The organism is Macrococcus equipercicus (genome assembly GCF_004359525.2).
In the GTDB taxonomy this organism is placed as follows: domain Bacteria; phylum Bacillota; class Bacilli; order Staphylococcales; family Staphylococcaceae; genus Macrococcus; species Macrococcus equipercicus.
The window spans coordinates 450,044-474,419 of the sequence record NZ_SCWC02000002.1 but is presented as its reverse complement, the minus strand read 5'-3'; the positions used below and the strand labels follow the sequence as shown (position 1 = coordinate 474,419).

At 48.1% G+C, this 24,376-nt stretch carries 20 protein-coding genes; 18 read left to right on the top strand and 2 right to left on the bottom strand.

Annotated elements, in window-relative coordinates; translation table 11 throughout:
* Nucleotides 1-24: 24 nt before the first annotated feature.
* Nucleotides 25-675 carry a VTT domain-containing protein gene (locus ERX35_RS05005; RefSeq protein ID WP_149458816.1) on the bottom strand — a complete coding sequence of 217 codons (651 nt, stop codon included), beginning with the start codon at nt 673-675 and terminating at the stop codon, nt 25-27.
* A gap of 106 nt (nt 676-781) precedes the next feature.
* On the opposite strand from ERX35_RS05005, the gene ERX35_RS05000 reads away from it, so the two are divergent.
* From ERX35_RS05000 to glnA, 17 genes are all read left to right on the top strand, one after another.
* Nucleotides 782-2,539 (top strand): ABC transporter ATP-binding protein, encoded by a 1,758-nt coding sequence (locus ERX35_RS05000; RefSeq protein WP_342779907.1) that lies wholly within the window; start codon nt 782-784, stop codon nt 2,537-2,539.
* A complete protein-coding gene (locus ERX35_RS04995; protein WP_149458815.1) occupies nt 2,532-4,370 on the top strand; it encodes an ABC transporter ATP-binding protein in 1,839 nt (612 codons plus the stop codon). Before ERX35_RS05000 ends, ERX35_RS04995 begins: the two co-directional genes overlap by 8 nt.
* 75 nt (nt 4,371-4,445) lie before the next feature.
* Complete coding sequence (gene miaB, locus ERX35_RS04990; protein ID WP_149458814.1) at nt 4,446-5,981, top strand: tRNA (N6-isopentenyl adenosine(37)-C2)-methylthiotransferase MiaB; 1,536 nt, start codon at nt 4,446-4,448, stop codon at nt 5,979-5,981.
* Nucleotides 5,981-6,406: a YlbF/YmcA family competence regulator gene (locus tag ERX35_RS04985; protein WP_149458813.1), complete on the top strand. Its 426-nt coding sequence runs from the start codon at nt 5,981-5,983 to the stop codon at nt 6,404-6,406. Before miaB ends, ERX35_RS04985 begins: the two co-directional genes overlap by 1 nt.
* A 111-nt stretch (nt 6,407-6,517) precedes the next feature.
* Complete coding sequence (gene mutS, locus ERX35_RS04980) at nt 6,518-9,001, top strand: DNA mismatch repair protein MutS (protein WP_149458812.1); 2,484 nt, start codon at nt 6,518-6,520, stop codon at nt 8,999-9,001.
* On the top strand, nt 9,001-10,803 hold the full coding sequence (gene mutL, locus ERX35_RS04975) for a DNA mismatch repair endonuclease MutL (protein WP_149458811.1): 1,803 nt from the start codon (nt 9,001-9,003) through the stop codon (nt 10,801-10,803). The genes mutS and mutL overlap by 1 nt, the downstream gene beginning before the upstream one ends.
* Nucleotides 10,803-11,348: a glycerol-3-phosphate responsive antiterminator gene (locus ERX35_RS04970; RefSeq protein ID WP_149458810.1), complete on the top strand. Its 546-nt coding sequence runs from the start codon at nt 10,803-10,805 to the stop codon at nt 11,346-11,348. The genes mutL and ERX35_RS04970 overlap by 1 nt, the downstream gene beginning before the upstream one ends.
* Nucleotides 11,349-11,496: 148 nt before the next feature.
* The gene (locus tag ERX35_RS04965) at nt 11,497-12,315 is read left to right on the top strand and encodes an MIP/aquaporin family protein (RefSeq protein WP_149458809.1); all 819 of its coding nucleotides are present in this window, start codon (nt 11,497-11,499) and stop codon (nt 12,313-12,315) included.
* A gap of 13 nt (nt 12,316-12,328) precedes the next feature.
* Nucleotides 12,329-13,828: a glycerol kinase GlpK gene (gene glpK / locus ERX35_RS04960; RefSeq protein ID WP_149458808.1), complete on the top strand. Its 1,500-nt coding sequence runs from the start codon at nt 12,329-12,331 to the stop codon at nt 13,826-13,828.
* Nucleotides 13,829-13,953: 125 nt separating this feature from the next.
* Nucleotides 13,954-15,630, top strand: coding sequence for a glycerol-3-phosphate dehydrogenase/oxidase (locus ERX35_RS04955; protein WP_149458807.1), 1,677 nt, complete (start codon nt 13,954-13,956; stop codon nt 15,628-15,630).
* An 80-nt stretch (nt 15,631-15,710) separates the two neighbouring features.
* Nucleotides 15,711-16,613 carry an alpha/beta fold hydrolase gene (locus ERX35_RS04950; protein ID WP_149458806.1) on the top strand — a complete coding sequence of 301 codons (903 nt, stop codon included), beginning with the start codon at nt 15,711-15,713 and terminating at the stop codon, nt 16,611-16,613.
* The gene (gene miaA / locus ERX35_RS04945; protein ID WP_425463251.1) at nt 16,597-17,535 is read left to right on the top strand and encodes a tRNA (adenosine(37)-N6)-dimethylallyltransferase MiaA; all 939 of its coding nucleotides are present in this window, start codon (nt 16,597-16,599) and stop codon (nt 17,533-17,535) included. Before ERX35_RS04950 ends, miaA begins: the two co-directional genes overlap by 17 nt.
* Nucleotides 17,532-17,726: an RNA chaperone Hfq gene (gene hfq / locus ERX35_RS04940; protein WP_149458804.1), complete on the top strand. Its 195-nt coding sequence runs from the start codon at nt 17,532-17,534 to the stop codon at nt 17,724-17,726. The genes miaA and hfq overlap by 4 nt, the downstream gene beginning before the upstream one ends.
* Nucleotides 17,727-17,805: 79 nt before the next feature.
* Nucleotides 17,806-19,089, top strand: a complete 1,284-nt coding sequence (gene hflX / locus ERX35_RS04935) for a GTPase HflX (protein ID WP_149458803.1) — start codon at nt 17,806-17,808, stop codon at nt 19,087-19,089.
* Nucleotides 19,082-20,329, top strand: a complete 1,248-nt coding sequence (locus ERX35_RS04930; protein ID WP_149458802.1) for a methionine gamma-lyase family protein — start codon at nt 19,082-19,084, stop codon at nt 20,327-20,329. The genes hflX and ERX35_RS04930 overlap by 8 nt, the downstream gene beginning before the upstream one ends.
* A gap of 111 nt (nt 20,330-20,440) precedes the next feature.
* Complete coding sequence (locus ERX35_RS04925; RefSeq protein WP_149458801.1) at nt 20,441-20,806, top strand: MerR family transcriptional regulator; 366 nt, start codon at nt 20,441-20,443, stop codon at nt 20,804-20,806.
* 16 nt (nt 20,807-20,822) lie between these two features.
* The gene (gene glnA / locus ERX35_RS04920) at nt 20,823-22,160 is read left to right on the top strand and encodes a type I glutamate--ammonia ligase (protein ID WP_149458800.1); all 1,338 of its coding nucleotides are present in this window, start codon (nt 20,823-20,825) and stop codon (nt 22,158-22,160) included.
* Nucleotides 22,161-22,506: 346 nt separating this feature from the next.
* Here glnA and ERX35_RS04915 read toward each other — a convergent pair whose 3' ends face one another.
* On the bottom strand, nt 22,507-23,172 hold the full coding sequence (locus tag ERX35_RS04915) for an Ltp family lipoprotein (protein WP_149458799.1): 666 nt from the start codon (nt 23,170-23,172) through the stop codon (nt 22,507-22,509).
* Nucleotides 23,173-23,702: 530 nt separating this feature from the next.
* Here ERX35_RS04915 and ERX35_RS04910 point away from each other — a divergent pair.
* Entirely contained in the window at nt 23,703-24,374 is a 672-nt protein-coding gene (locus ERX35_RS04910; protein ID WP_149458798.1) for a response regulator transcription factor, read from the top strand.
* The last annotated feature ends 2 nt before the right edge of the window (nt 24,375-24,376 follow it).

Genomic DNA, 24,376 nt, shown 5'->3' with positions numbered 1-24,376 from the left:
AACCACTTCTCATGTGAGAAGTGGTTATTTTTGACGCCCAGCCATTAATCCGCGTATACCGCTGATGACAGCAGGCAGCACAGAGACGACGATAATCAGAATGAGTACAACCTCAAAGTTGTTTTTGACAACTGGAAGGTTGCCGAAGAAGTAGCCGAGCCCAAGACAGACAGCCACCCATACGACAGCGCCGATAATGTTATAAAGAATGAAGTAGCTGTAATGCATGCGGCTTGCGCCTGCTACAAACGGAATGAATGTCCGGATGAACGGCATAAAGCGGGCCATGACAATTGTTTTTCCGCCGTATTTGTTGAAGAAAGTCGTCGCTTTCTCAAGATGCTCAGTTTTGATGAAGCGGCCGAATGTCCGGTGATTCGTCACACCGAGTCCTGCTGCCTTACCGATGTGGTAGTTGACAGTGTCACCAAGCGCGGCTGCTATGACACAGACGATGAACAGCAGCCATATGTTGAGGGCGCCTTGAGGAGCGAGAGCCGCTGCAGCAAACAGCAGGGAATCACCCGGCAGGAACGGCATGATGACAAGACCTGTTTCGACAAAAACGATGAGGAACAGAATCGCATAGGTCATCGTGCCGTAGTCTTTGACGATAGTCACAAGATAGTCGTCAATATGTAAAATAAAATCAATGAGACTGGATATGATGTTCATAGAAAGACTCCATTTCAGTAAGTTTCAATCTACCTCATTATAATGATGGTTTATTTTATAAGCAACAGATTTATAAATTCCCACCTAACAAGTAATGTGGCATAATATGAATAAATATATCGGATTACGAAAGATCGGTGATAAAATGAGAGTTATCCTTAAGTTTACGAAGCCTTATTTAGGGCTGATTGTCTGTGCACTGCTGCTGATGTTCGTTGAACTTGGCGTCGACCTGTATGCGCCTGTGCTGATGAGTCATATTATTGACAACGGCATATTAAAGAACGACACGGCATATGTCAGCAAGTATTTACTGATTATGGTCGCTATCAGTGTAGCGGCATTTGTGTCAGGTATCATCAATTCCTACATAGCGGCGCACGTCTGTCATATGTTCTCCTATGATCTGCGTAATGCCATTTTTCGGCGGATTCAGAATTTCTCCGTCAAAACATTGAACCGCTTCAGAACGTCAAGCATCATCACCCGGCTGACGAGTGACGTCATTGCGACTGAAATGGTGCTGTTCATGAGTCTCAGAATCATGCTGAAAGCACCGCTAATGGTCATCGGCAGTATTATCATGAGCTTCGTTGTGGCGCCGGACATTGCGGTTTATCTGGTCATCGGGACGCCATTCCTTGCCATTTTCTTATTTGTGACAGCGCGAGCCGGGATGAAGATCTTTTTGCGCATTCAGCAGCGGATGGATGGGCTGAACCGGTTTATCCAGCAGAATTTAGAAGGCGTACGCCTCATCAAATCAAGCTTGAACGGCCCGTACGAAACCGAGAAGTTCGACACGATCGCCACACCGCTTAAAACAGACACAATAAAAGCGATGCGGTTGATGGAGAGCATTATGCCGGTGCTGCTGATCATCATGAACTTGTCACTGCTTGCGGTCATCTGGTTCGGGGCAGCGGCCATCAGCGCCAATGCTATAGCGGTCGGCCATCTAGTCGCGATCATCAACTATGCGCTCAGAATGCAGGGCGGCTTCTCGATGTTTGCCTTTATCATCATCAGCTATTCCCGCGCTAAGGCAAGCGCTGACCGCATGAGTGAAATATTGACGACACCTGCAGATGAAGCTTATGAGGCTGCCGATTCCGGTGAAGCGCATACTGCGGGCAACGTGATATTTGACCGTGTGTCCTTCAAGTATCCGGCATCCAATGACTATGTGCTGGAAAATATCTCATTCACCGTGAATAAAGGCGAGAAATTCGTCATTATGGGACAGACCGGCTCAGGTAAGTCAGCGCTGCTCAGTCTGATTCCGAAGATGTATCAGGCGACGTCCGGCAGCATCACGATTGATGACCGGAACATCGATGACTGGAACGTCAATGCGCTGCGCGATTATATCGGCTATGTGCCGCAGAAGACCGTGCTCTTTACGGGCAGCGTCAATGATAATGTACGCTGGGGAGATAATGATGCGACGACTGAAGCAGTCGCTGATGCGGCACAGCTTGCGCAGATTCATGAATCTATCATGAGCTTTGACCAGCAGTATGAGACTCGGGTCGGTCAGCAGGGCGTCAATTTGTCCGGCGGCCAGAAACAGCGGCTGGCGATTGCGCGGGCCTTGATCCGCAAGCCCGGGATATTAATACTCGACGACAGTACGTCAGCACTGGACATCCATACAGAGAATCAGCTGTTCGATGCATTGAAAGAGCTCCAAATGACACGCATCATCGTCACGCAGAAAGTGCATACCGCTAAGACAGCCGACCAGATTTTACTGCTTGACCATGGCCGGATGGAAGGTCTCGGTACGCATGAACAGCTGCTGCAGCAGTCGACGCTGTACCAGAACATTGTAGCCAGCCAGGAGGGGACAGATTATGATTAAAAACGTTTTCTCGCACGATAGAATATTGACTGCTGAAGATTTAAAGCGTAAGCCCAAGAAGAAAGTCAAGCGGGCTGAAGACTGGAAGCAGACGCTCTACAGATTATGGCAGCTGATGGAAGACCGCAAGTGGCTGCTCGTTGCGGTGATTCTCCTGGTCATCATCACGTCGCTCCTCAGTTTAATCGGTCCTTATATCATCGGTCAGATCATTGACCACAAAATTATTCCGCAACAGTTTGACGGCTTGCTCAACCAGCTGCTGCTGCTCATGTCAGTCTATATCGCCCTGTCTGCACTGACTTATCTTGCTGCATACTTCATGGTCGACATCGCACAGAAAGCGATATACAGACTGCGGATGCAGCTGTTCAGCCACATGCAGTCGCTGAGTATTCCGTTCTTTGACAAGCGGCAGCACGGTGAACTGATGAGCCGGATGACCAATGATATAGAAAACATCTCGAAAGTGCTGAACTCATCGTTCATCCAGTTCACGTCAAGTATTGTGACACTTGTCGGTACAATTATTGTCATGCTCATGCTCAGTCCGCTGCTGACCGTCCTGACGATGCTTATCATCCCGCTGATGTTTTTCGCTACACGTTGGATCACACGACGGACTGGACCGCTCTACAAAAAACGGCAGCATGCGCTCGGCGAAATGAACGCCTATATCGAAGAGATCATTTCCGGCCAGCAGGTCGTCAAAGTCTTCTCGCAGGAAGAGGCGGTGATCAGCGGCTTCGAAGAGAAGAATCGAAGCGTGCGTGAAAATGGCTTCTGGGCGATTACGTACTCAAGTTTTATCCCGAAAGTCATGAACTTGCTGAACAATATTTCGTTCGCGGTTGTTGCAGGTGTCGGCGGCCTGCTGGCATTGAACGGCTACGGTGTGACGGTCGGTACGATTGTCATCTTCGCCGAATATGCGAGACAGTTCACGCGGCCGTTGTCTGACCTTGCCAACCAGTTCAATGAAGTATTGTCAGCACTGGCCGGCGCGGAACGGGTCTTCTCCATCCTCGATGAACCTGCAGAGCCGGATATTGATAACGATAACCGCAGCCTGCAGATCAATGGCAGCATCACGTTCAATGATGTGACGTTCAAGTATGACGAGGAACAGCAGAAAAATGTCATCAATCATGTCACGTTTGATGTCCTGCCGGGTGAGACAGTGGCGCTTGTCGGTGCTACCGGTGCCGGGAAGACGACAATCGTCCAGCTCCTCAACCGCTTCTATGATATTAACAGCGGTGATATTTTAATAGACGGTATTTCCGTGCGGGATATCCCGCGGAAGACGCTGCGCAGCCAGATCGCCTACGTGCTGCAGGACCCTTTCCTGTTTGACGGCACAATCGCTGACAACATTAAATACGGCAAGCTGGATGCGACCGATGAAGAAGTCATTCAGGCAGCGAAAGATGCGAATGCCTATGACTTTATTGTCAGACTGGATAAAGGCTTTGACACTGTCATAGCAGGGGAGGATTCCAGCCTGTCACAAGGTGAGAAGCAGCTGCTTGCCATTGCACGGGCGCTTGTACTGGATCCGGCGATTCTACTGCTTGATGAGGCGACGAGTTCCATCGACACGGTGACTGAGATGAAGCTGCAGCAAGCGATAGACAGATTGATGGCCGGCCGGACAAGCATCGTCATTGCCCACCGCTTGAACACCGTCAAAAAAGCAGATAAAGTCATCGTGCTGCAGCAAGGTGAAATCATTGAGCAGGGTTATCAGGAAGAACTGCTCGAACAGCGCGGCATCTACTACAGCATGGTCAACAGTGCTCATGCCGACTTTGACGAGCTGCTTGACTAGCTTAAAAACCTTTGATTAAACGCCTGTTTAGTAATATACTATATAGAGGATTAACAAGCGGAATGAGGGTTTTTAATGAATGAAGAAAGTAGATTAGCCGGCGCTGAAGCTCAGACAGAGCAGCAGCCTGAAAAAGACTACAGCAAATATTTCGAGCACGTCTATCAGCCGCCGAATTTAAAAGACGCCAAAAAGCGGGGCAAAGAAAGTATTCAGTATCATAATGACTTTACTATAGAAGAGAAATATAAAGGTCTCGGCCGCGGCCGTAAATTCTTCATCCGTACATACGGCTGTCAGATGAATGAGCATGACACAGAAGTGATGGCCGGGATACTTGAAGCACTGGAATATACCGCGACTAATGATGTCAACGAGGCAGATGTAGTGCTGCTGAACACATGTGCGATCCGTGAGAACGCAGAGAACAAAGTGTTCGGTGAGATCGGCCACTTGAAACATTTGAAGCTTGAAAAACCGGACGTCTTGATCGGCGTATGCGGCTGCATGAGCCAGGAAGAATCAGTCGTCAACAAAATCATGAAATCTTACCAGAATGTCGATATGATCTTCGGTACGCACAACATACACCGGCTGCCCGCGATATTGGAAGAAGCCTATATGTCTAAGGCGATGGTTGTTGAAGTCTGGTCCAAAGAAGGGGACGTTATTGAAAATCTGCCGAAAGTACGTACCGGCAAGATTAAGGCATGGGTCAATATTATGTACGGCTGTGATAAGTTCTGTACTTACTGCATTGTGCCGTTTACACGGGGCAAGGAACGCAGCCGTCTGCCGCAGGAAATCATCAGTGAAGTGCGCGACCTCGCACGCCAGGGCTATCAGGAGATCACCCTGCTCGGGCAGAACGTCAATGCGTACGGTAAAGACATCGAAGGGCTGGACTACGGGCTCGGTGATTTAATGGCCGACATCCAGAAGATTGATATTCCGCGCGTGCGCTTTATGACAAGTCACCCGTGGGACTTTGATGACCGGCTGATTGAAGTCATTGCCCGCGGCGGTAATATTATGCCGCACATTCATCTGCCGGTGCAGTCGGGTAATAACGAAGTGCTGAAGATCATGGGCCGTAAATATACACGGGAAAGTTATCTGCAGCTTGTTGAAGATATCCGCCGGGCACTGCCGGACGTCGCGCTGACGACAGACATTATTGTCGGGTATCCGAATGAGACGGAAGAGCAGTTTTTAGATACAATAGATTTGTATGAGCGCGTCGGCTTCGAGCATGCCTATACTTATTTATATTCACCGCGTGAAGGGACGCCTGCCGCTAACATGCAGGATAATGTGCCGATGCGTGAGAAGAAAGACCGGCTGCAGCGCCTGAACAAAGTCGTCGAGCATCATACAGAGCATAAACTCGCGTCTTACTTAGGACAGGAAGTGCTTGTCCTGTGCGAAGGCCCGTCTAAGAAAAACGATGCGATTTTAGCAGGCTACACTGATAAGAGCAAGCTCATCAACTTTGCGGGGCCGCTTGACGCTGTCGGCAAGATTGTCCGCGTCCGCGTGACGGAAACAAAACGCTATTCAATGAACGGTGAACTGATTGAAATAATAGAACCAGTAGAGGTGGCAAATTGATGTATACAAATGATGAAATTTTAGCAAAAGCAAAAGAACTCGGTCATATGATGGCCAATACAGAAGCGGTGGACTTCTTCAAACGTGCGGAAGCGCAGATTCATGAGAATCAGACCGTCCGTGAGAAGATGGCATCGCTCAAATCACTGCAGAAGCAGGCAGTGAACTTCGAGAATTACGGCAAGGAAAAAGCGTTGACAATGGTGGAGGTAAAAATCGAGAACGTCGAGAAGGAACTGGACGAGATGCCGCTTGTCGATCAGTTCAAAGAAGCGCAGGGAGAAGTCAATTCATTGCTGCAGATGGTGTCACACGCAATCAGTCAGACCGTCACCGATGAGATTGTGATTTCTACCGGTGGCGATTATTTAGCAGGAGAAACAGGAGCGCAGCGTGCGAATTCAGCACCTGGCTGCGGAAACTAAAACATGAGCCGGTTCAGTATGAATCGGCTATTTTTTACATCAGGAGGAGAACATGGAGGGTCCCCTTGATTATTCAACGCGGCATTATTAAGTTATAAAGGATTGAAGTGTATGAAACCGACGCCGATGATGGCACAATATTTAGCGATGAAAGAAGAACATCAGGACAGTATATTATTTTTCCGCCTTGGTGACTTTTACGAAATGTTTTATGACGATGCACTGACCGCTGCACGAGAGCTCGAAATCACACTGACACGCCGTGACAAGAAAAATCCGATACCGATGTGCGGTGTCCCGCACCATTCAGCACGCGGCTATATTGAACGGCTGATTGAGAAAGGATATAAAGTCGCGGTCTGCGAACAGATGGAGAATGCGCGCGAAGTCAAAGGAATGGTCAGACGGGAAGTCGTGCAGATCATCACACCCGGCACCGTGATGGATACATCACTTGATGAAGACAGTCATAACTATTTGATGGCTGTCTCTCTCGCAGAGCATTTTAATATTGCTTATTGTGATGTATCCACGGGAGAACTGAAAGTGACGCTGTGCGATGAAGAGACATTCTTCAATGAACTGGCAGCAGTGAAACCAAGCGAGATCATTACTGCTGAACCGTTCAGTCATACGCTGACTGCGAAAATAAAGGCAGTGACGACTGTCCTGTCAGTGCACGACCAGCTGTCAACGGACTTACCCGAGCAGGCCGGACAGTTAGAGAAAACGCTCCAGCCTGCAGTCCATCTCTTGTTCGATTATGTGACGATGACACAGAAACGGAACCTCGCTCATATTGAGCCGGCGGTGTATTATCACGCGGTTGATTATATGCGGCTTGATTTTTATGCGAAGCGCAATCTTGAACTGACAGAAAGCATCCGGCTGAAAACACGAAAAGGCACGCTGCTGTCCATTTTTAATGAGACAAAAACACCGATGGGCCATCGCCTGCTGAAAGAATGGATTGAACGGCCGCTGATCAGTAAAAGTCAGATTGAAGACCGATTGAATCATGTGGAACTATTCAATGCGCATTTCTTGGAACGGGATGAACTGCGCCAGGCGCTGAACGACGTTTATGACATCGAGCGGCTTGTCGGCCGCATCAGCTATGGTAACGTCAACGCGAAGGACCTGGTCCAGCTGAAATATTCGCTGGAGCAGCTGCCGGTATTGAATGAGCTCCTGAGCCGCCTCGATATCGAGCAGATTCCGGCTGATGAGCTGGCTCATATTGTCACGCTTCTTGACGGGCTGAATGAAGAGGCACCGCAGTCGATTAAAGAAGGCGGGGTCTTCAAGGCCGGATTCAATGAGCAGCTGGACCATTACCGGGCGGCTTCTAAAGACGGGAAGCTGTGGCTGAGTGAACTGCAGCAGCAGGAGCGCGATAAAACAGGCATACGTTCACTGAAAGTCGCCTACAACAAAGTGTTCGGCTATTATATTGAAATCTCAAAAGCGAATCTGCATCAGTTTGATGCGGACCGCTTCGGTTATACACGCAAGCAGACATTATCGAATGCAGAACGTTTCGTCACAGAGTCGCTGAAAGAAAAAGAGACACTCATTCTCGGTGCTGAAGAAAAAGCGGTTGACCTGGAATATGAGCTGTTTGTCACGTTGAGAGAGACGCTGAAGTCCTACTTGACGCTTCTGCAGGCAGCAGCTAAAAGAATAGCGGTGCTTGATGTGCTGCAGAATTTCAGCGAAGTCTCACAGAAAAATGACTATGTGCGGCCGGAGTTCTCAGACGAGCGTATGTTGAATTTAAGTGATGCGCGTCATCCGGTCGTCGAGCAGGTAATGAACCGTGAGGACTATGTACCGAATGACTGCGAACTGCATGATAATGCCTTCATCTATCTGATTACAGGACCGAATATGTCAGGTAAAAGTACTTATATGCGGCAGGTTGCGCTCATCAGTGTGATGGCGCAGATGGGTTCATTTGTCCCGTGCAGCCGGGCAGAGCTGCCGATTTTCGACCAGATCTTCACACGGATCGGTGCAGCAGATGACTTAGTGTCCGGCCAGAGTACATTTATGGTGGAGATGCTGGAAGCTAGAAATGCGCTGAACAATGCCACAAAAAACAGTCTGATCATCTTTGATGAGATCGGGCGGGGCACTTCGACATACGACGGTATCAGTCTCGCCCAGGCGATGATTGAATACGTTCATGATCACATTCAGGCGAAGACATTGTTCTCGACGCATTACCATGAACTCGTGCAGCTGGACGGGACGCTCAGCGGGTTGAACAATATTCACGTGGCAGCGAAGGAATACAACGGGGAGCTGATCTTCCTGCATAAAGTGATGCCGGGCGCGGTTGAGAACAGTTATGGTATCCACGTCGCACAGCTGGCGGAGCTGCCTGAACCGGTCATCAGCCGGGCACGTGAGATTCTCACACACTTTGAGCAGCCGTCCGTCAAAGAAACACCGGTCTATGAACAGACAGCTTTTCAGCTGTTTGATTCAGGCGTCGAAGAAGAATTGACACGCCTTGATATCGCACGGATGACACCGATTGAAGCATTGCTTAAGCTGCAGGAACTCCAGGATAAAGCAGGTGGACGTTAATGGGCATCATTCAGGAGCTGGATATCCAGCTTGCCAATAAAATTGCCGCAGGAGAAGTTGTCGAACGGCCTGCTTCTGTCGTCAAGGAACTGGTCGAGAACGCAATCGATGCAGGCAGCACCCAGATTACGGTGAAAGTCACTGAAGCAGGTCTGCAGACTATTACGGTCAGCGATAACGGTGCAGGTATACTGGAGGAGGATATGCCGCTTGCGTTTGGCCGTCATGCCACAAGTAAAATTAACAGTGACCATGATTTATTTCATATACGGACGCTCGGTTTCCGCGGTGAAGCGCTCGCCAGTATTTCTGCAGTCAGTAAAGTCGTCATGAAATCATGTGCGGACGGCAAGATCGGTCACCAGCTGTCGGTTGCAGGCGGCCGCATGGAACAATCATTGACACGTGCTAAGCAGGGAACAGAGATTACGGTCAGCGACCTGTTCTATAATACGCCGGCCAGGCTGAAGTACGTCAAAAGTCTGCATACCGAGCTCGGCAAAATCACGGATATGATGAACCGCTTTGCGATGAGCCATCCAAAGATCCGCTTCACGTTCTATGCGGATGATAAAATGATGCTGCAGACGACAGGCAGCGGCAGACTCGCTGAAGTGATGGCATCGATTTACGGCATGAAGATTGCCCGTGACTTAGTAGAGATCACAGGGCAGACCGGAGACTACGAGGTGACCGGTCTCGTCGCGAAGCCAGAACACACGCGTGCGAACCGTCATTATATCTCGCTGTTCATCAATGGCCGCTATATCCGTAATTTCATGCTGACAAAAGCCATGATGACTGCCTATCACACGCTGCTGCCGATCGGCCGTTATCCGATTGCCGCTCTCCATATTAAGATGGACCCGGCGCTTGTCGATGTCAATGTCCATCCGACAAAGCAGGAAGTGCGACTGTCGAAGGAAGCGGATTTGATGGCGCTGATAGAACAGCTGATCAAGCAGGCACTGCTCGGCCGCTCACTGATTCCACAAGTAGACGTTAAAAAGAACAAAGTGCTGGAGAAGTTTGAGCAGCAGAAATTCAGCTATGACCAGCAGCTGATTGCTGATCCAGCAGTCGAGCCGCCGGCAGTGAAAGCAGTGATCAGAGAAGCATTGCCGGAAACGCCGGTGACCCAGCGTGACAATAAGCCTCTGCCGGAACAACCACCGCTGGAACAAACGCCGGAACAAGCGCCACTTGACCAGCCGCGTGAGCGTAAGCTGCCTTTCATGGAAGTCGTCGGACAGGTGCATGGGACTTATATCATCGCGCAGAACGACGAAGGCATGTATATGATTGACCAGCACGCTGCACAGGAACGGATTAAATATGAATACTTCAAGACGCGGATCGGGCAGGTGACGCATGATGTGCAGCCGCTGTTACTTCCGTTGACACTTACATTCACAAATGATGAAGCGCTGCGCATCAACCGTCATCTTGACGAACTGAACGCCGTAGGTATTGTGCTTGAGAACTTCGGCGGCAGTGATTATATCGTGCAGGAAGTCCCGGTATGGTTTCCAGCGAATGCTGAAGAGACGATCAAGGATATTATCGATTACTGCTTGAATCATCAGTCGGTCGACCTGAATAAATTCAGGGAGGACACGGCGATCATGATGAGCTGCAAGAAATCGATTAAAGCCAATCATTATTTAAGACATGCCGATATGGCGCGGCTGATTGAGGAGCTCAGTTTCACTTCCGAGCCGTATACTTGTCCGCACGGCAGACCGATCACCATCCAATTCACGGGCTACGACCTGGAAAAACTATTTAAGCGGGTGATGTAATGATTTTACCGGCAATACGGGAAATAAAAGATATAGAACGGTTCAACACGATGAATTACGACACTTGTGTTATTCTCGATACACATATCGGTCACTTGACGAACATATTGAACTTGCTGAAATCAGCAGATAAGAAGGCTTATATTCATCTGGACCTTATTAAAGGGCTGTCGACCGATGAAGCAGCAGTCGAATATATCGTCCAGAAGTATAAGCCGGCCGGTATCATCACGACGAAGCCGAAACTTGTGAAAAAAGCGAATCATCTCGGTGTCAAGACAGTGCTGCGGGTCTTTATCCTTGATACGAGTGCACTGCAGCGCAGCTTCTTGCTCATTCAGCAGGCGGCTCCTGATTTCGTCGAAGTGATGCCCGGCATCGCATCAAAAGTCATCAATCAAGTGAAGGCAAAGACCGATAAACCGATTATAGCGGGTGGTTTAATAGAGACGGTCGAAGAAGTAGAAGCGGCTATAGCTCACGGTGCAGAGCTCATTACGACAAGTCACAGACCACTCTGGGAGCACTATGAACCGAAGCCATAAAAGAATGATTTGACAGCGTTTGCAAAAACAGTTAACATGAGGTTAAGTTAATAAATCGGACGAGACTTGAGACCATTATTTTTAATCTATTGATTATGAATAGTGGTTTTTCCTGTTTATTGGCATACTATATGAAGGAGTAGATGAGATGAGTGAATTTTTAGCTGAATTAGTAGGCACGGCCATTTTGATTCTTTTCGGCGGCGGAGTTGTTGCGAACGTCAATCTAAAAGGCGCCCTTGGAAAAGGCAGTGACTGGATTGTTGTAGCAGTCGGCTGGGGGCTTGCAGTTGTCATGGGTGTGTATGCCGTCGGGCAGATCACAGACGCTCATTTGAATCCTGCAGTGACGATTGGACTTGCTGTCGACGGTGCGTTTCCGTGGAGTAAAGTGCCGATGTATATTCTCGCGCAGATGATTGGAGCGTTTATCGGTGCAGTGCTTGTCTGGATTCATTATATGCCGCATTTTGCTGACGAAGAAGATCCGGGAGCGAAGCTTGGTGTATTTTCTACAGGTCCTGTCTATCCGAACTTTGTCGCCAACTTTATTTCTGAGATTCTTGGGACAATGATTCTGATGATGGGTCTGCTGTTCATCGGTGCCAACAAGTTCACGGATGGTTTGAATCCTATAATTGTCGGGGCATTGATTATTGCGATTGGTCTTAGTCTTGGTGGAACGACAGGTTATGCGATCAACCCTGCCCGTGACCTTGGTCCGCGTATTGCGCATGCACTGCTGCCGATTCCGAATAAAGGCTTCTCAAACTGGAAATATGCGATTGTGCCGGTGCTCGGTCCGATTGCCGGCAGTATGCTTGGTGCCACGCTTTATCATCTGCTGTTCAAGGGTGAGATTAATTTGATAGGATGGGTATCGTTAGTAGTGACACTGCTGACACTGCTGCTCGGTGTCTTGTTGAACAAAGCAGTGCTTAAAGGCGAAGAAGCCAAATTAATGTAGGAGGAGATTATGGATGGAGAAATATATTTTATCAATTGACCAGGGAACAACAAGCACTCGGGCGATGATTTTTGACAAGGAAGGTCAGGTCGTCGGCGTCTCACAGAGAGAGTTCAAGCAGTATTTTCCGCAGTCAGGATGGGTGGAGCATGATGCCAACGAGATCTGGTCAACGACACTTGCGGTGCTCGCTTCCGTACTGACCGAATCGAACATCAATGCCAGCCAGATTGCCGGCATCGGTATTACGAATCAGCGTGAAACCGCAGTCGTCTGGGATAAGACGACAGACCGTCCGATCTACCATGCCATTGTCTGGCAGTCCCGTCAGACGCAGGACATCTGTAACGACTTGAAAGAACAGGGGCTGGAGCAGGAGTTCCGCGATAAGACAGGACTGCTGCTTGATCCTTATTTCTCCGGCACAAAAGTCAAATGGATTCTTGACAATGTTGAAGGCGCACGGGAAAAAGCGGAGCGCGGCGATCTGTTATTCGGGACGATAGACACATGGCTTGTCTGGAAATTGACAGGCGGTGCGATTCACGTCACGGACTATACGAATGCGAGCCGGACATTAATGTACAATATCTATGAGCTGAAGTGGGATGAGCAGCTGCTTGAGTATTTGACCGTGCCTAAATCCATGCTGCCTGAAGTGAAACCGTCTAGTGAAGTCTATGGTCATACTGTGAAGCATCATTTCTTCGGTCAGGAAGTACCCGTCGCAGGGATCGCCGGTGACCAGCAGGCAGCCTTGTTCGGTCAGTCCTGCTTCACAGCGGGTCAGGCAAAAAATACGTACGGCACAGGCTGCTTCATGCTGATGCATACAGGTGAGAAAGCAGTGAAATCTGACAGCGGTCTGCTGACAACGCTTGCCTGCGGTATCGACGGTAAAGTGTTCTATGCACTTGAAGGTTCAATCTTTGTAGCAGGCAGTGCGATACAATGGCTGCGTGACGGGCTGCGCATGTTCAACGATTCCGCGAAATCCGAGGACTACGCTGTTCGTGTTCAATCGACTGAAGGGGTGTATGTCGTCCCTGCCTTTGTCGGTCTCGGTACACCGTACTGGGATTCTGAAGCACGCGGTGCAGTATTCGGCATTACGCGCGGCACAGAGAAAGAGCACTTCATCCGTGCAACGCTTGAGTCACTCGCCTACCAGACGCGTGACGTCCTGGATGCGATGGAGAAAGACTCAGGCATTCAGCTTAAGAATTTACGGGTGGACGGTGGCGCTGTTAAAAACAACTTCCTCATGCAGTTCCAGTCCGATATTATGGATGTGCCGGTCCAGCGTCCTGAAGTCAATGAAACGACTGCACTTGGTGCCGCATATCTTGCCGGACTTGCAGTCGGTTTCTGGGAATCTAAAGATGAGATTGAAACACGCTGGAAGCTTGACCGTGAGTTCACACCAGAGATGGACAGCGAATCTCGTGAACAGCTGTACTCAGGATGGCAGCAGGCCGTCAAAGCGACACAAGTGTTCAAACCGAAACGCTAAGCATAATATTAGAACATCTGACATTATTATGTTATAGTTAATACAAGTTAATAATTAAGCAGAGAAATGAGACTTTGAATACATTATATGTAGGCAGAGTCTCAATTTTTTTAGGGGGAAATTATATGTTATTCTCAAGTTTAAATCGTGGACAGATTATTTCTAAAATGAATCGTACAGAATATGATCTAGTAGTCATCGGCGGTGGTATCACCGGTGCCGGTATCGCTCTCGATGCTTCCCAGCGCGGCATGAAAGTGGCTCTCGTTGAGATGCAGGACTTTGCAGCAGGAACGAGCTCGAGATCGACTAAACTGGTCCACGGCGGACTGCGCTATTTGAAGCAGCTGCAGATCGGTGTGGTCGCTGAGACAGGGAAAGAGCGTGCGATTGTCTATGAAAATGGACCGCACGTTACAACGCCTGAATTCATGCTGCTGCCGATGCATAAAGGCGGCACGTTCGGACCGCTGACAACATCCATCGCGCTGAAAGTTTATGATTTTCTGGCAGACGTCAAAAAAGAAGAGACAAGAAAAATGCTGTCAGTCAAAGAAACGATAGCACGGGAACCGCTCGTTAAGCAGGACGGTCTGCGGGGCGGCGGCTACTATGTGGAATACCGCACAGATGATGCACGTCTGACGATTGAAGTCATGAAACGTGCCGCGGAATACGGTGCTGACATCATCAACTATACAAAGGCGGCAGGATTTGTCTATGACCGTGATGAGCAGGTGATCGGAATCAATGCTGATGACTTGATCGGCGGCCATAAATTCGAAGTTCTCGCGAAAAAGGTCGTCAATGCCTCCGGCCCGTGGGTAGATGAAGTGCGCGGCGGTGACTATTCTAAAAATAACAAGCAGCTGAGACTGACTAAAGGGGTCCATCTGGTCTTCGACAGCAGTGTCTTCCCATTGAAACAGGCAGTCTATTTCGATACAGAGCAAGACAAGCGGATGATCTTTGCGATTCCACGGGACGGCAAGACGTATGTAGGTACGACCGATACGTTCTATAACAACAAGAAGACAGCGCCGCTGGTCACTAAAGAAGACAGGGATTACTTGCTGGCAGCCATCAACTACATGTTCCCGACAGTCAATGTGACAGACAAAGACATTGAATCAACATGGGCAGGTATTCGCCCGCTCATTCTTGAGGAAGGTAAAGATCCTTCTGAAATCTCCCGTAAAGATGAAATATGGGAAGGCGATTCCGGGCTGCTCACTATTGCCGGCGGTAAGCTGACAGGCTACCGGCATATGGCCGAAGAGATTGTGGACTTAGTGGCAGAACGTCTGAAAGAGCAGTACGGCATGAAGTTCCCGGCGTCTCAGACGAAGCATACACCGATTTCCGGTGGAGATGTCGGCGGGTCTAAAGGGTTTAAAGAATATAAGGCGGATATGATGAACAATAACCCGGCGCTCGGCTTGTCAGCAGAAGAGCAGTTGCAGCTTATAAATCGCTACGGCTCTAATGCGCCGCAATTGTTCAGTATCGCCCACGCCAGCCTGGATGATGAAGTGAATGGTCTGCCGTTAGTGCTATACAGCGAACTTGTCTACAGCATCCAAAATGAGATGGTCTACAAACCGGCTGACTTCTTCGTCCGGAGAACTGGTGCACTGTACTTTGATATCAGAACGGTATACAACTATAAAGAAGCAGTCATCGAAACGATGACCAGACTGCTCAATTACACAGACGCCGAGCAGCAGCAGTACAGTCTAGAGCTCGATGAACTGATCAGAGAAGCAGTCGAACCAGCTGTTCAAGTGTCAGTAGAGAAATAAATGAGTCTTTACCACCTTATACCTTGATTGGGGTATGAGGTGTTTTTTGTTGTATAATATAATAAAAGGTGGGATGACAGATGAAGGAATATACGATGTCGATGCGTGACAATCAGAAGTTAGAAGTCGCCGTGTTTGAACCGGCCGCTCCAATCGGAACGATACAAGTGCTGCATGGCATGGCTGAGCATATGGCCCGTTATTATAAGATCGGTGAGTACTTTGAGGCGCTGGGCTACAAAGTCATTATGCACAACCATATGGGACACGGCAAAACGATTGGCCAGGAGGCGCGCGGTCATTTTGAACACATCGAGACGCTGGCACGCCATGCTGAAGAGGTGCTGGAGTCTCTTGTCGTCAAAGACAAACCGGTCATTCTGATCGGACATTCGATGGGGTCAATGATCGCCAGACAATATGTGGTCTTGTTCCCCGATTTATTTGATGCCTTAGTGCTGAGCGGCACAAGTTACTATGACAGCCGTCATAAAGTGTCGCTGCAGGCATTGAACGCATTAATGCTCGTCTTCGGCAAGAAGGCAAAGCTGCGGCGGATTAACCAGATGACGCTGAAGCAGTTCAACAAGAAGATTAAGCCGCTGCAGACCGAAAGCGACTGGCTGAGCCGCAATGTCGATAACGTGAAAAGCTTCATCGATGATCCGTACACCGGATTTGACATGTCACTGAATGCGCTTGCGGAAATACTGCGGGCGATGAAGCGGACGCAGAAGAAGAAAGAAATGAAGAAAATGAATTATGAGATGCCGGTGCTTCTTGTGTCAGGAGAAGAAGATGCGTTCTCGAACTACGGCAAGGGGATCAAGAAGCTCGGCAGGGACTATAAGAGCGTCGGCATGAAGCACGTCAGAGTGCAGCTTTATACACAGTCGCGCCACGAAGTGCTGTTCGAATCGAATCAGGACGAAGTGCTCGACAGAATACTACTATGGATAAAAGGAATTGTCAGAGATGAATGAACGAATCAAACTAGTCGTCATCGTCGGTCCTACAGCGGTCGGCAAGACGGCGCTCAGCATTGAACTTGCAAAACAAATCGGCGGGGAAATCATAAGCGGTGATGCTATTCAAGTGTACCGCGGCATGGATATCGGTTCCGCCAAGATCACATCGGAAGAGATGGACGGCGTTCCCCATCATTTAATCGATATTTTAGAGCCGGACGAGCAGTATTCTGCCGCTCAGTTCAAGGAGATGGCTGTCCCGCTGATCGAAGCGATTCACGCCCGCGGCCACATACCGATGATTGTCGGAGGCACAGGGCTCTATATTCAGTCCGTGCTGTATGATTATCAGTATCAGGAAGAAGATGCTCAAGAGAGCGGCCGCCTGCTTCAGCAGTATGAGCACTATTCAAACGAGTCATTATTTGCGGAACTATGCGACCGCGACCCCGCAGCCAGTGAGACAATTCATCCGAACAACAGGCAGCGTATCCTCCGCGCCCTTATATTTAACCGCCTGCATAATCAATCGATTACGACTCAATCGAAAAGTCAGACAATTCATGCTAAATATGATACGCTGTTAATAGGATTAACGATGCCGCGTGAAGTGCTGTATGACCGGATCAACCGTCGTGTGGACATGATGATGGCGCAGGGACTGCCTGACGAAGTAGCGCGGCTGATGGCAGCAGGCTACAGCGATGCGAGAAGCATGACAGCAATCGGCTACAAAGAGCTTATGCCTTACATTAGAAATGACTTGTCACAACAAGAAGCAGTGGAGCAGTTAAAGCAGAATTCCAGACGGTTTGCTAAACGGCAGCTGACATGGTTCAGAAATCAGATGTCTCTTGACTGGTACGATATGACGGCAATATCCATGGCTGACATGGTTGACATATTGACGACTAAACTAAAAGGGGAATCTTTATGACACAACATAATCTGCAGGACGCGTTCTTGGATAAATATAAGAACGAAGGCACAGAGCTGACTGTATTCTTACTCAACGGGTTTCAGATGAAAGGGACTGTACTCGACTTTGACAAATATGTCATTCTCATTAAAGTCGGGGATAAACAGAATTTAATCTACAAGCATGCTATCAGTACGTTTGTAGAATAATGAATCATCAGGACAGGTGCAGCTGCGCCTGTTTTTTTTGGTCATTTTCCGTTACACTGTAACAAAGGACGTGAAAGCCATGAATGAAACAAAGAAAGAGCAAGAGCGCGTTGTTATATTCGCTGTGCAATTGAAGTCAATGGATGATTTCCAGTTCCAGGAGTCGCTGGCAGAGACAGTGTCACTCAGTGAGACGGCAGGTCTTGAAGTGGCCGGCACCTATGTACAGAACAGAGAGCGTTCAGACGCTAAGACGTATCTCGGTAAAGGGCGCATTGAAGAAGTCATGGAGCAGGTTGAACGCGAAGATATTACGTTTGATGTCGTCATCGTCAATGATGAACTGACAACGAGCCAGTCCCGGCATTTATCTGATCTGTTTGATGCCAAGATTATCGACCGCACGCAGCTGATTCTCGATATTTTTGCCCAGCGTGCGAAATCCCGTGAAGGTCAGCTGCAGGTGGAACTTGCACAGAATGAATACTTGCTGCCACGGCTTTCCGGCCACGGTGTCAGTCTGTCGCGTCTCGGCGGCGGGATCGGAACGCGGGGGCCTGGTGAGACGAAGCTTGAGACGAACCGCCGGCATATCCGCTCCCGTATTCATGACATTAAAGGGCAGCTGGAAGAAATCAAGGCGCATCGTCAGCGCTACCGCGAGCAGCGCAAAAAAAGCCAGGTGTATCAAGTGGCGCTTGTCGGTTATACGAACGCCGGTAAGTCATCCTGGTTCAATCAGCTGACGCAGAGTGAGACATACGAAGAGAACTTATTGTTCGCAACGCTTGATCCCAAATCCAAAGTGATGCAGATCAATGAAGGCTTCAAAGTGATTTTGTCGGATACTGTCGGTTTTATCCAGCAGCTGCCGACGCATTTGATTGAAGCGTTCAGCTCAACGCTTGAAGAGGCGAAGTATGCAGACATCCTGATCCATGTCGTCGACCGCAGCCATCCGAACTATGAAGGTCATATTAAGACGGTGAATAACCTGCTGTCATCTCTTGATATGGCGGCGATACCGACCGTGACGCTGCTGAATAAGAGTGACCTTGTAACAGAAGAAATGCAGGAGGAGACGCATGATACTCTTGTCGTCTCTTCTAGAAACCAGGAAGATATCGGCCGGGTGAAACAGTTCGTGTCACGGTTCATCCAGCGGCAGATGACACCGTATCACTTTAACGTCGATTCTGACCAGGGACGGGCCATCAGTCAGCTGAAAGAGGAGACGATGGTGACGGCCATAGATTACGACGAAGCACGCGATGTATACCGTATGACCGGTTTTGAACGTCCCGGCAGCGGGACAGTCAGCAGAATAATGAAGACAGAAAAGAGCGAAACAACAGATGAATGAACAACTGCAGCAATTAATTACAGCAACAGATGAACAGGTGAGACCCGTTCATGCACAAATAGAAGCACGTGCTTTAATCAATCAGAAGAAAGTGCTGGCTGCGTTCCGTGACCAGCGGATATCAGAGAATGACCTCATCGGCACATTCGGCTACGGCTATGATGATACGGGACGCGACCAGCTGGAGGCATTATACGCGAGAGTCTTCAAGGCTGAAGATGCGATTGTCCGGCCGCAGGTCATCTCAGGCACGCATGCCATTACGCTTGCGCTATCCAGCCAGCTGAAGCACGGGGATGAACTGCTCTATATTACAGGGGAGCCTTATGATACACTGCTTGAAGTGATCGGGGTGAACGGCAACGGCATCGGCTCGTTAATCGAGAACGGTGTCAGCTACCGCACGGTTCCGCTGGCAGACGGGCGCATCGATATTCAAGCTGTACTCCAGGCCGTCAGCCCCGAGACGAAGGTCATCGCAATCCAGCGCTCAAAAGGCTATGCCAGCAGACCGTCCATCATGATCGCTGAAATAGAAGCGGCATGCCGGGCGATCAAAGCGCAGTTTCCGGACAAAATTATTTTCGTTGATAACTGCTACGGCGAATTTGTGGAGACGCGTGAGCCGGTTGAAGCGGGGGCAGATCTTATCGCAGGATCACTCATTAAAAATCCCGGGGGCGGTATATGCAAGATCGGCGGCTATATCGCCGGGAACAAAGCGCTGATTGAGCGTATCGGCTACCGGTTGACTGCGCCGGGCATCGGCAAAGAAGCAGGGGCATCACTGTACAGCCTGCACGAGATGTATCAGGGCTTCTTCTTAAGCCCGCACGTCGTCAGCCAGAGCTTAAAAGGCGCGGTCTTCACGGCGGCGCTGCTGACCCGGCTCGGCATGCAGACGACACCGGAATTTGATGCTGAGCGGACAGATTTAATCCAGGCCGTGACGTTCAACGATCCTGACAAGATGATCACGTTCTGCCAGGCGATACAGGCAGCGAGCCCGATCAATGCTCAGTTCGCACCGATGCCTGCCTACATGCCGGGTTATGAAGATGATGTGATCATGGCAGCGGGGACATTCATTCAAGGGGCATCCATTGAACTGACAGCGGACGGTCCGCTCCGTGCACCATACGAAGCCTATGTGCAGGGCGGGCTGACGTACGAGCATGTCAAACTTGCGATTATCCAGGCGGTGGAGACGATGCAGCAGAAAGGAATCATCGAACTGTAATCATTAATATAGAAATATGCGGCACTCCATGTGAGGTTTTCTCACATGGATTTGTTTTAATCAAAAAACTATGATAAATTAGCATTAAGTTCTTAACAGGGAGGCGGTTTGATGTCGTCAGATGCGGTAAGACGAAACATGGCTGTCTTTCCGATTAGTGTCGTTATGAAGCTCACTGAACTATCAGCGAGACAGATCAGATACTATGAAGAACAGAACTTGATCACCCCCGCACGGACAGCCGGTAATCAGCGTCTGTTCTCGATGAATGAACTGGACCAGCTGCTTGAGATTAAAGTGCTGCTTGAAAAAGGTTTCAACATGAAAGCCATCAAGCAGTTCATGGCGGATAAAGCGTCTCATCATCAATCAGAAGAAAAACGCGTGCGCGAGCGTCTGTACAAAGATATTTTCATAAAACCGAATGCCACAGAAGTACCATTAAACCGTGGAGATTTATCAAGATTCTATAAATAAACCTTTGGAGGCTCACATGGCTAAATTTACAAGAGAAGATATTATCAGATTTGCAGAGGAAGAGAACGTCCGTTACTTACGGCTACAGTTCACTGACATTTTAGGGACAATCAAAAACGTTGAGATTCCGATCAGCCAGCTGAAAAAAGCGCTGGACAATGAAATGATGTTTGATGGTTCATCCATCGAAGGATTCGTCCGTATCGAAGAGTCAGATATGAAATTATATCCGGACTTAGATACTTGGGTGATTTTCCCGTGGACTTCTGATAAAGGCAAAGTGGCACGTTTAATTTGTGACATCTACAAGCCGGATGGTACACCGTTCGACGGTGACCCACGTGCCAACTTAAAACGTGTCCTGGCAGAAATGAGAGAACTCGGCTTCACTGATTTCAACTTAGGACCTGAGCCTGAATTCTTCCTGTTTAAATTAGACGAAAAAGGCGAGCCGACGTTGGAACTGAACGACAATGGCGGTTACTTTGACTTAGCACCGACTGATCTGGGTGAAAACTGCCGTCGTGATATTGTGCTGGAACTTGAAGACATGGGCTTTGAAATCGAAGCATCACACCATGAAGTCGCACCAGGACAGCACGAAATCGACTTTAAATATGCAGATGCAGTCGCAGCATGTGACAACATCCAGACGTTCAAACTCGTTGTCAAAACGATTGCTCGTAAGCACAACCTGCACGCGACATTCATGCCGAAACCATTGTTCGGTGTCAACGGTTCAGGAATGCACTTCAACGTCTCTCTGTTCAAAGGGCCGAAAGACAATGCATTCTATGATCCAAAAGGTGAGATGGAGCTGTCAGATGACGCGCGTCACTTCATCGCAGGTATCGTGAAAAATGCCCGTGGTTTCACTGCAGTATGTAACCCGCTTGTAAACTCATACAAACGTCTAGTACCTGGTTACGAAGCACCTTGTTACGTCGCGTGGAGCGGCCAGAACCGTTCACCACTTGTCCGTATTCCGGCATCACGCGGCCTGTCTACTCGTGTAGAAGTACGCTCAGTAGACCCGGCAGCAAACCCGTACATGGCGCTTGCGACTATTTTACAGGCAGGTCTTGACGGCATTAAGAACAAACTGGAAGTACCAGCACCAGTCAACGAAAACATTTACGAGATGGACCGCGAGCAGCGTGAAGCAGTCGGCGTACAGGACTTACCATCTACGCTTTACACAGCAATCAAAGCGATGCGCGAAAACCCGATCATGAAAGATGCGTTAGGCGAGCACATCTACCGCCAGTTCATCAACTCAAAATCTATTGAGTGGGATATGTATAGAACCCAAGTGTCAGAATGGGAACGCGATCAATACATGAAGCAGTATTAATATAGTTTATCCTTAGAGCCATCTGGCTCTGAGGATTTTTTTGTTTTGCACCCATTTTGTTATCTGCATAAAAAAATAGAAGGTTGGGTGCAAAGTGGGTGCAGGCTTTAGTAAAGTTCCTTAAAATAACTCTCCAACTTGTCGAATGCCTGGCGTTTTGTCGCTGCAGCCCGTGCTTCAGATGGGGTCGGGAATCCGGATTTTGATTAGACTCTATGCTTACCACTTTGTAAGTGATTCTATATCGCCACGTCTTTCCGCGTTTTTCAAATTGAACCATAACATCAGTCCTTTTCTGAAAATTAGCGTGAAAAAAGGAGGGTATGCTAGATACCCTCATGTGTATTTACTTTAAGTTATCAACTGCATACTGTGCTTCTTCAGGAGTAAACCCTTCAAATTGTGATGTTAATTGATTATAGATAGCATCGTTACTCATGTTTTGAGTTTTAGCATAACTTTCTGCTTTTTTAAGAGCATTGTCTTTATAATTCACTTCGATATTTTCTACTGCATATTCTGCATCTGCTTGAGAAAAACCTTCAAATTGTGATGTTAATTGATTGATTATTCCTTGTTTTGACATGTTCATAGTCTTAGCATAGCTTTCCGCTTTACCGATAGCAGCTTGTTGTTCGCGTGTAGCGTCATTTTTAGGTGCTTCAGTAGTCGTTTCTTCAGTAGTAGCATCTTCTTTTGTAGCTGCTTCTTCAGTGGTTGTATCTTCAGTAGAAGCTTCTTCAGTGGTTGTATCTTCAGTAGTCGTTTCTTCAGCTGTTTTTTCTTCAGTAGTAGCTGTATCTTTTGCATCTTTATTATCATTAAATGTACCTAAAATTGCACCACATGCCCCTAATAATATAAATAATCCTAATAGTCCGAGGCACCCTAATAAAAACGGATTTCTCTTTTTCTTCGGTCTTTCTACATATACCACTCTTTCTCCATTTTCAGTGTACTGCTCGCGACCTTGCTCACTGCTGTAAACCACTTCTTTTTCTTTACGTGCCATTCCCATCCCTCTTTCTAGTTTTTTTATATTCAAAGGCTCGAAGCCAATTAAATATCCCACATAATCGCTGGAATCGAAAATAAGATTGAGACGTATGACAGAGGTTGTTCATTCATCCAATTGCCCAAGCAGGTTAGCAATTAACAACAAATTAAACAAATGAAACAGTAGAGTTAATTAATTATATTATACATTTTAAATGTAAAACAACACTAAAATAAAAATTATAACTATAATCACTCGAGAATTTTTGTTAAAAACTAGTTGGTAATAATCTGTGCCGGTACATCATAACTTATTAAGTACCAACTCTTTCTTAGCTTTCGGAGGTTAGGGGTCATGACCGAATGAACTTTTCTCACGGATCTGATTGTGTCAGTCATGAATCAACTCCAGTTAACGCCTTATGTTATTTCTTTTTTGCAGCAGTCTTCTCTGCACTGACTGAATGTAAGGGCTGGGTCAAACAGCTGATATATTGCATGCTTTAAGTTATACTTTTTATAAGAAGAGACCAACGAGGTGAGATGGTGAAAATTTTAATAATAGAAGATGATACAGTCATTGCGCGTTCATTAGCAGCTGAACTCGACAGATGGCAGTACGACACTTACATTATTGAAAACTTTAATAATATTATGTCAACTTATAATGAAGTTAATCCGCACTTAGTGCTGTTAGATATAAATCTGCCGTCATTCAATGGTTATCACTGGTGCCAGGAAATCCGGAAGACATCCAATGTGCCGATTATTTTTATCAGTTCGCGGACTGACAGCATGGATCAAGTGATGGCCATGCAGATGGGCGGCGATGATTTTATCGAGAAGCCGTTCAATATGTCGGTAACCATCAGCAAGATTCAGGCACTGCTGCGCCGGACTTATGATTTCACAGAAGCACGTCATGATTTGACGGTGGGTGACTGCAGGCTGGCAGCCGATGAAGCAAAGTTATACAGAGAAGATGCATCGGTTGGTCTGACACTTACTGAACTGCAGATAGTGTCCCTGTTATTTCAGAGGGCGGGCAAGTTTGTCAGCCGTAACGCATTGATTGAGAAGTGCTGGGAATCTGAGCACTTCATAGATGATAATACGCTTGCGGTCAACATGACGCGGCTGCGCAAGAAACTGAGTACGCTCGGCCTAACGGATTTTATCGAGACGAAGAAAAACGTCGGCTACCGGATTGAGGGGTGATG

Excerpts from the sequence above, each read along its gene's own strand:
- ERX35_RS05005 (WP_149458816.1), bottom strand. The coding sequence starts at position 675 with ATGAACATCATATCCAGTCTCATTGATTTTATTTTACATATTGACGAC.
- ERX35_RS05000 (WP_342779907.1), top strand. The coding sequence starts at position 782 with ATGAATAAATATATCGGATTACGAAAGATCGGTGATAAAATGAGAGTT.
- ERX35_RS04995 (WP_149458815.1), top strand. The coding sequence starts at position 2,532 with ATGATTAAAAACGTTTTCTCGCACGATAGAATATTGACTGCTGAAGAT.
- miaB (WP_149458814.1), top strand. The coding sequence starts at position 4,446 with ATGAATGAAGAAAGTAGATTAGCCGGCGCTGAAGCTCAGACAGAGCAG.
- ERX35_RS04985 (WP_149458813.1), top strand. The coding sequence starts at position 5,981 with ATGTATACAAATGATGAAATTTTAGCAAAAGCAAAAGAACTCGGTCAT.
- mutS (WP_149458812.1), top strand. The coding sequence starts at position 6,518 with ATGAAACCGACGCCGATGATGGCACAATATTTAGCGATGAAAGAAGAA.
- mutL (WP_149458811.1), top strand. The coding sequence starts at position 9,001 with ATGGGCATCATTCAGGAGCTGGATATCCAGCTTGCCAATAAAATTGCC.
- ERX35_RS04970 (WP_149458810.1), top strand. The coding sequence starts at position 10,803 with ATGATTTTACCGGCAATACGGGAAATAAAAGATATAGAACGGTTCAAC.
- ERX35_RS04965 (WP_149458809.1), top strand. The coding sequence starts at position 11,497 with ATGAGTGAATTTTTAGCTGAATTAGTAGGCACGGCCATTTTGATTCTT.
- glpK (WP_149458808.1), top strand. The coding sequence starts at position 12,329 with ATGGAGAAATATATTTTATCAATTGACCAGGGAACAACAAGCACTCGG.
- ERX35_RS04955 (WP_149458807.1), top strand. The coding sequence starts at position 13,954 with ATGTTATTCTCAAGTTTAAATCGTGGACAGATTATTTCTAAAATGAAT.
- ERX35_RS04950 (WP_149458806.1), top strand. The coding sequence starts at position 15,711 with ATGAAGGAATATACGATGTCGATGCGTGACAATCAGAAGTTAGAAGTC.
- hfq (WP_149458804.1), top strand. The coding sequence starts at position 17,532 with ATGACACAACATAATCTGCAGGACGCGTTCTTGGATAAATATAAGAAC.
- hflX (WP_149458803.1), top strand. The coding sequence starts at position 17,806 with ATGAATGAAACAAAGAAAGAGCAAGAGCGCGTTGTTATATTCGCTGTG.
- ERX35_RS04930 (WP_149458802.1), top strand. The coding sequence starts at position 19,082 with ATGAATGAACAACTGCAGCAATTAATTACAGCAACAGATGAACAGGTG.
- ERX35_RS04925 (WP_149458801.1), top strand. The coding sequence starts at position 20,441 with ATGTCGTCAGATGCGGTAAGACGAAACATGGCTGTCTTTCCGATTAGT.
- glnA (WP_149458800.1), top strand. The coding sequence starts at position 20,823 with ATGGCTAAATTTACAAGAGAAGATATTATCAGATTTGCAGAGGAAGAG.
- ERX35_RS04915 (WP_149458799.1), bottom strand. The coding sequence starts at position 23,172 with ATGGCACGTAAAGAAAAAGAAGTGGTTTACAGCAGTGAGCAAGGTCGC.